This is a genomic window from Enterococcus sp. 3H8_DIV0648, assembly GCF_002140655.1.
Taxonomy (GTDB): domain Bacteria; phylum Bacillota; class Bacilli; order Lactobacillales; family Enterococcaceae; genus Enterococcus_A; species Enterococcus_A hulanensis.
The window spans coordinates 2,614,153-2,621,657 of sequence record NZ_NGLG01000001.1 but is presented as its reverse complement, the minus strand read 5'-3'; the positions used below and the strand labels follow the sequence as shown (position 1 = coordinate 2,621,657).

At 39.2% G+C, this 7,505-nt stretch carries 7 protein-coding genes; 5 read left to right on the top strand and 2 right to left on the bottom strand.

The features are described from left to right. The first annotated feature begins 307 nt into the window (after window positions 1–307). Together A5875_RS12045 and A5875_RS12040 are read left to right on the top strand one after the other, a co-directional pair. Window positions 308–1,630: a C39 family peptidase gene (locus tag A5875_RS12045; RefSeq protein ID WP_088933817.1), complete on the top strand. Its 1,323-nt coding sequence runs from the start codon at window positions 308–310 to the stop codon at window positions 1,628–1,630. A gap of 22 nt (window positions 1,631–1,652) precedes the next feature. Next, window positions 1,653–2,351, top strand: coding sequence for a hypothetical protein (locus A5875_RS12040; RefSeq protein ID WP_242551110.1), 699 nt, complete (start codon window positions 1,653–1,655; stop codon window positions 2,349–2,351). Window positions 2,352–2,488: 137 nt separating this feature from the next. Here A5875_RS12040 and A5875_RS24315 read toward each other — a convergent pair whose 3' ends face one another. Both A5875_RS24315 and A5875_RS12030 read right to left on the bottom strand, forming a co-directional pair. Then, the gene (locus tag A5875_RS24315) at window positions 2,489–2,833 is read right to left on the bottom strand and encodes a DUF3784 domain-containing protein (RefSeq protein ID WP_088933816.1); all 345 of its coding nucleotides are present in this window, start codon (window positions 2,831–2,833) and stop codon (window positions 2,489–2,491) included. A gap of 122 nt (window positions 2,834–2,955) precedes the next feature. Continuing rightward, window positions 2,956–3,492 (bottom strand): hypothetical protein, encoded by a 537-nt coding sequence (locus A5875_RS12030; protein ID WP_088933815.1) that lies wholly within the window; start codon window positions 3,490–3,492, stop codon window positions 2,956–2,958. A 203-nt stretch (window positions 3,493–3,695) separates the two neighbouring features. Here A5875_RS12030 and A5875_RS12025 point away from each other — a divergent pair, with 203 nt between their 5' ends. The 3 genes from A5875_RS12025 to A5875_RS12010 all read left to right on the top strand — a co-directional run bounded on the left by A5875_RS12025 (window position 3,696) and on the right by A5875_RS12010 (window position 7,225). Next, window positions 3,696–4,283, top strand: coding sequence for a helix-turn-helix domain-containing protein (locus A5875_RS12025; protein ID WP_088933814.1), 588 nt, complete (start codon window positions 3,696–3,698; stop codon window positions 4,281–4,283). Between the two features lie 357 nt (window positions 4,284–4,640). Beyond that, window positions 4,641–6,707, top strand: a complete 2,067-nt coding sequence (locus A5875_RS12015; RefSeq protein ID WP_088933812.1) for an Ig-like domain-containing protein — start codon at window positions 4,641–4,643, stop codon at window positions 6,705–6,707. A gap of 197 nt (window positions 6,708–6,904) precedes the next feature. Further along, a complete protein-coding gene (locus A5875_RS12010; RefSeq protein WP_088933811.1) occupies window positions 6,905–7,225 on the top strand; it encodes a hypothetical protein in 321 nt (106 codons plus the stop codon). The last annotated feature ends 280 nt before the right edge of the window (window positions 7,226–7,505 follow it).

Below are 7,505 nucleotides of genomic sequence, written 5' to 3'. Positions count from 1 at the left end.
ATCTAAGAAAGCGCTTTGTAAATGCGGAGTTTGTCAGGCGCGAGTGATAAATTCTATTGAGGGGATTTTCTATATTCGGCTAGTATTTTTTTCGGAAATCGTTATGTTGATCTGTCTTTTCAAATACATTATAAAACGACTTCGGTGTATTATTATTATAAAAATGTCGTCTCTTTTCAATAAGGAATGTTGTTTTTTAGTTATAAACGGAAAAATAGCAAAATGTAACCGCTAAACTTCATTTTTAAAATCATTTTCATGTATAATAGTAATGTGATACTTATGTCAAATTGGAAAGAGGTAGTTTATGAAAAAGAAATGTTGGAATTTATTGGTTGTTGGGTTACTAACAATCCCATTAGGAATAGGGAGTATTGCGCAAGCAGAGAACACGATTGAACAGTCATCTCAAACCGTTCAGACAGAAACTAGTATGTCTGAAACGCAGCAGACAGAGTCTAGCCAGACCGAAGACAGTCAGGATACGCAGGAGGAAGCTGTAAGTCCAGATGTGACGAATCTTTCTCCGGCTAAAAGAGCAACACCAGAACAAGAGGTTATGGCTCCCGATCCTGAAACAGATGAGATTGTAGCAGAAGATGCTAGAAGTGCGTCATTACCTGTTGAAGTTTATGCAGCGGTTAGCTTAAAACCGATTTATCGTGTGTATAATCCGAATTCAGGGGAACACTTACACACCTTGAATGGTGGCGAAAAAGACAATCTAATGTCACTTGGATGGGTCTATGAAGGCATTAGTATGCAGATTGATGGCAGCGGCAGCGATTTATACCGTGCTTACAATCCAAATTCAGGGGAACATTTTTATACAAAAGACTACAATGAAATTAACAAAATCAAACGTGCAGGCTGGCGCTATGAAGGCGTGGCTTGGAAAGTTCCAAATGGCGGGAAAAAGGTCTATCGTTTATTCAATCCCAATGCCCGCGATGCGGGAAGCCATCATTATACGTTGTTGGAATCTGAGAAGAATGATCTCGTTAAACGTGGTTGGAGATATGAAGGTGTCTCATGGTCAGTTACTGGCGGAGCGATCACCGCAAAATCAACGAATGTCATTAATAGCGTTCCTTATATCAGTCAATACACACCTGTAAAAGCTCCATGGGGCTGTGCTTCGGCTTCATTGGCAATGCTTTTAGGATCAAAGAATATCAGACCGAGTCTAAAAACTATGCAAGATAAGTTACCAATGTATCCTAGCAATCCAAACGGACAAAAAGGAAACGTTTATACCGGCGCTGGTTTTGGTTGGGTTATCAAACCAAACGCCTTGGCGGCTTATGGTAAAACATACGGCGGGAACACAGTCGATATTTCAGGATCAAATACAGTTCAAATCATTAATCGCGTGTTAAGTGGTCAGCCAGTTCTTTATTATGGCTATTCTTCTTACCAAAATAATGCTGATAAGAATAGAAATCATTGTAAAGTGATTGCAGGCTATAACGGCGGGAAATTCTTAGTCTATGATCCGTTGTATTATTCAAGCAATGCCGGAGCAGGTAGCGGTGGAAAGAATATGCTATACGATCATGGGGCTAGAGCTTGGATAACAATGGGCCAATTCAATGCAGAACGTGACGGACGCGCAATTACGATTCAATAAAATAGGCTAGGAGTGTTCTCTGATGAAAAAAAGATTTTTAGGGAAATTAGTAGTCGGGTTAGGTGTTTTATTAGGAGTTGGGGGTGTTGCATTAGCAAACACCACAGAAGCAGATGCAGCGGATATGTATAGATTGTATAATCCGAATAGTGGAGAACATTTTTATACTGCGAATCTAACCGAAAAAAATAAAGTCCAAAGCGCTGGTTGGCGTTATGAAGGCATTGGTTGGTATGCTCCGAATAGTGGCGATCCTGTATATCGATTGTATAATCCTAATGCTGGTGATCACCATTATACGGTTCATCTTTTTGAAAAGAATCACTTAGTAAGTGTTGGTTGGCGTTATGAAGGTATTGGCTGGTATTCAGACACTAAGAAATCAGTACCTTTGTATCGTGCTTACAATCCAAATGCGAAGGCTGGATCACATAACTATACTGTCAACAATAATGAACAACAGATTTTACTACGAGCGGGCTGGAGAAACGAAGGTATCGCATGGTATGGAGTTAATAAAACTACGACTCCTGTTCCTAAAAGTAAATGGACAGTTTGGTTAACGGTGGATAAAGGACAGGATACAAAATACAATGTTGTCTCTGGAAAAAATATGTTCGACACTAGAGAAGCAGCAACAACTTGGATTGATGATTACGCCGCTAAATTACCATTCGGTGTTTCAGTTGCAAGCTATGGTACAATTGAAGTGCCGCAATAAATCAGACAAATATGGATAGGTATAAAAAAACACTCAAAATTTAATTGAGTGTTTTTTTGCGTCTATTCGAAGAGTTAATATGAATCAATAGCTCTGTTAATTGGAGCTATTGCATACTTATAAATCAGTCAAGTAGATTACTTGTAAAACTTTCTAGATTTTCTGATTTCAACGACTATAAAAATGATGAATGCCAGAGAACCTGTCGGTAATAAAAACAAGAGTACTGCGGTTTTAATTGTATTTTCTAGGAGGGAATAAATGAAAAAAAACATGAATAACACGTAAATTCCTCCTACAAATGAACATTTACTGGCAGATTGACTGATTGGCTTGAAATCAACAATGGATTTTTCCTTTTTAGAAAGATCATTATAGCCAGCTATTAAATTCCCCCATTTTTGTTTATGGAACTGATAGCTAAGAACAAAGAATATTACAGCGAAAACTAGGAGAATAATGTAGATTATCCAATTGAACATTAAAAAACCCTTCTTTCAATCTGTAGGTAATCATAATTATAGCATCTATACAAATTGAAAAGTAAGCTAACGGACGCTATTAACTAGTTACATAAGTTGTATTTAAAACAAGCGACCCTTTCTTAATAAAATAAGTGTAATCGTGGATCGACTCTGGTTTGGCTAACCAAGAATTTGGACTCCTTTATCTGAAGTTCTTCAATAATCAGTTCTTTTAATTCTAACTGTTGGAGCAGGGTATTTACGCGATACAGTTTTGTGCCGTAATTGATCCATTCACCGGCATAGAGTAAACCGCCCACCCCGCGGATATCTGGCTTACCTTTATAAAATAGAACCATGAAGTCTTGGATCGGTTTTCCATCACTTGAACGTAATGGATTTTCAGGATCGCGATCAATCGGGCGTCCGATTTTTTCATAGAGTTCTAAAGGTTCTCGTCCCCATAAATCAGGTTCACTATCACTACTATTATTGTCTTTGGTTTTCTTCTGAAAAAACATAGGAGAACCTCCAATTATTTTTTTATCATCAGCATATAGCGCTTTCAAGATTTCCGTTGAACAAACCAACTCATCCATTGCTGAATAGTTTACTAAAATAATACGCCTTATAAAAAGAAAAGCAATAACCGGCAGTGCGCTAACAAAATAGTGCATGATAAATCTTGCCTCCTTTTCTTTTATAGTATCACTATCAATACGCTCATGCTACGGAGCGTTGCGTCCTTGCTATAATAAGTTTCTTGCCTACTATAGACGTCCAATTGTAGACTGGTAGTAACAAAAAAACTATTCAGAATAGAAGGTGGCTGCATTAGACAATATAAAGAAAAGCAGTCATTATTGGAGGTGCCATTGCTATGACATTGGGTGGAAAATTGAAGACTGCAAGAAAAAATAGTGGGCTGACACAGGAACAATTAGCGGTAAAACTTGGGGTATCGAGACAGGCGATTTCTAAATGGGAGTCAGATAATGGACTTCCCGATGTTGAAAACCTGCGCCTGCTATCAAAGCTCCTTGGCGTCAGTATTGATTATCTTCTTGATGATGGAAACACATTGGATGTTGCTGTCATAAGAGAAGCGATTGATTTGAGTCTTTACGACAAAGGCAGAAAAAAGGTTAAGAAGGATAAAATCGTAAGGGAAAAATATCCTGATGCAGAAATTCGAACCTTGATTGGAAGTCAAGTGCCGACAAAAGGCGAGAAGGTGATCGATATTGGTCTCGGAATTTTATTGGCCTTTGGGATTCCAGACCTGATCAACGGGGTAAATAACTTGGGTAAAGAGTTTTATTTGGTTAATCAGGGAAACAAGCAATTTTTAGTAGTCGTTACGGATGAATTTATAGAGAGCCGTCAGTTGGCGCAAGCGATAACTGAAAAGAAATTCAGGATTGGGGATTTTTCTTTCGTAGATTGCGGTCCAATTGTTTACGCATAAAAATACGATTTTGCGGTTTGTAAAAGTGAATCGATGATAAATTCTGCTGCTCGCAATAAAGATTGTACTTTTTTAACGAGAGCCAAACCTAATCCGACACCGAGTAATGCGATGGCTAGGACATATAAAATGGATAGCGACAATGTTGAGACCACAGTTCATTTTCTACTAGAGGCGATGGAGCGTTACGATTCTTGGGAATCGCTTGACAACGAGAAGTCAGACAAAGATCACTGAAGTAAATGAAATAGCATTTGCCGGACACGTCTTCTCCTATAAGGAAATTTTTGCAAGTTCTTTATCGTGTATAGATTTCTCTAAATGCGCTATTCTTTATAGCATAGAGGAGGAGCACTAATGAAAAAAATGAAGATTATCATTTTATTTGGCGTTTTGTTGTTCGGTATTGCCTCGCCGATGTATGGAAATGCTGAGGAATTGTCCAGCACCACGACGAGTGAAACAGCCCTGAATTCAGAAACGAAAGCAGTTGAAGAAAGTACGACTCAACCTACTAGTGACCATACTTCTTCGGTTGGAACAAATTCAACTGATAAACATAAAACAACCACTGCTTCAACACAAGACTCGACCGACAAATCATCGGTTGTAACTGAAAAAGCGGCACCAACGGCAGCGTTGGATCACGGGAGTCAGTATTTTACCGATGTGTCATTTACAGATATTGCTGGTAATTCACTAGCCAAAGTGAGTGATTCCGATAAGATCAAAGTTCATTATACGTTTGCTATTCCCGAAGCGGTTCATCCAAATGAAACGATGACCATTCAGTTACCAGAGCAATTGAAGCTGGTTAATTATACCGATTTTCCTTTAATGGACGCTGCTGGAAATATTATTGCGAATGCATCAACCGATGCAGCAACAGGATTGATGACTTTGACCTTTACCGATTCGGTTGAAGGAAAAATCGATATTAACGGTTCTTTGTTTTTCTGGGCTAAATTCGATAAAACGAAGGTAACCGATGGAGCCAATACACTTGCGATGCCTGTGAATGGCGCGACCACCGATGTCCAGCTAACTGTCCGGAAAAGCGCTGGAACGACGACCGGCAATAACAATCCAACGGTAGTCTTCAAAAGCGGGGCCTTCGATAAAAATGATCCATCCATTATTAATTGGACAATTACCATTAACAATGCCCAACAGCGACTTATTCAGCCGCAGATTCTCGATACGATTGGACCGGGGCAAATCTTACTGACGAACTCATTTATAGTTAATTATCGTGACACAAATAAAAAAAGCTTGAAGAAATATTCCTTAGTGCCTGGCAAAGATATCGAAAATTCTTGGACAAAAGTCACGCAAACGGATACGGGCTTCCAGTTATATTTAGACAATCTAGGCAGTGCGAGTACGATAAATAACTACGCCTCCGCAGTCATTACCTACAAAACAAAAGTCGATGCCTCCACGACACGCTATATTAATGGCGCAGGTACCAATGATGAAGCCGGTCAGCCGCAAAATCGAAATGCTTCGGTGAACGTATACGGAAGCGGCGGCTCAGCCAGTGGAACGATCAATGAAGCGATTGACCAGCTAACAGATATCATTGATGAAGCTGAAAGTATCGACGAAACCGAACTAACGCCAGATGATGCTGCGAAACTGAATGACGAGATCCACAAAGCGCACGAGATCGTTGATAACGAAGAAGCCACACTCGAACAATTAGATGCAGCCTCTGATAACTTAGAAGAAGTGATTCAAGAAGTCGCACCTTCTACGGAGCAGCCGCCTGTAGATACGAAGGAAATCGAGCAGGCTTTGAAAGAGCTGCAGGCAGCAGTAAATGAAGCGAATAACAAAAAAGCAGAAGAGTACACCCCTGAATCATGGCAACCCGTTGCTGATGCAAAGGCTCAGGCAGAAAAAGTTCTCAAAAAGGGACAAGAAAATCCAGAAAACGTAACGCTGAACGAAGTAAACAACGCAAAAGAAAATTTAGCCGCAGCAGTACAAAAGCTGGTAAAAAGAGAACAACCACAATCCAACAAATCATTAAAAGAAGCACTAGCAAGACTGGAAAAATTACTCGCTGACTTCAATCAAAAAGTTCGCTCGCTATATACAGAAGACTCTTGGCAAAAAGTCATGGATTTAAAGGACGAAGCGAATCGCCTGATTGCATCCGGCAAAGCAACATTAGCGCAGGTAAATGATCTGATCCAACGTTTGACTGCCGCAATGAGTGAATTGAAATTAAAAACAACCACTCCCAACGCAGAAAATACAAACGTACCAATCAGCACTTCTTCATATATAAGCAAAAGTCCAACCACAAGCTATCAAAGCAGCCTGCCGAAAATGGGAGAAGATAAAGGAACCGAGCTCCTGATCTTAGGTGTATTAGCGATTAGTCTGGCAACAGCGATCATCTACTACAAGAAATAATCTGATGAAGAGCCTGTGATGGGCTCTTTTTTCACGTCTTTGTCATTTTCGTGGTCATTCAAGCCTTTTATCCGAGAAGAAAATAGGGCTTTGGTTGGACGAAACGCTTCCGATTATCTCTTATTATGAGAGTGTAGTAATAAAGCAGAAAAAAACGTTGGTTGTTACAGTTGGTAGAAAACGGGAGGATATATAAAATGAAAAGAAATGGATTAGATATTACAGTATTGATTTTGGGGATTGCCTGCATTGGCTTAATGACAGTGAACCGTTACATTTTCCGCCCGGTATGGAAATCAGAAATTCGGACAGAATTACGAGAAGTAAAAAATGAAATCAAGAACGACTTACACGACAGCAGAGATGAAGTAAAAGAAGCTTCTAAAGAAGTGAAAAGCGAACTAAAAGAAAGCGGCAAGGAAAGAAAACAAGCGCTAAAAGAAAGTCACAATGAAGTCAAAGCAGAAATCCAAGAAGCAAAAACTGAACTCAAAGAAACCTTGCCCCTGTCGTATTAATATAGATTTAAAAGGGAAAGCTCCCCTTTTATAAAGAAATAACCGGTCAAATCTTTCAAGATTTGGCCGGTTATTTGTGTTTTGAATAAAAGATAATAAATTGATTGATGTTTTTTTCGTTTTGCGGCAACTAGAGTAGCAGAGGATTAAATGAGTGAATAGGTAATCGAATTCCAGAAACCGTCTGGGCTTATCATGCAAGGATAGAAAAACTTTTACCATCCCATTTAATACAAATAATATCGACATTTTTAATTTTAGGTTTTGTTCGCAACATTTC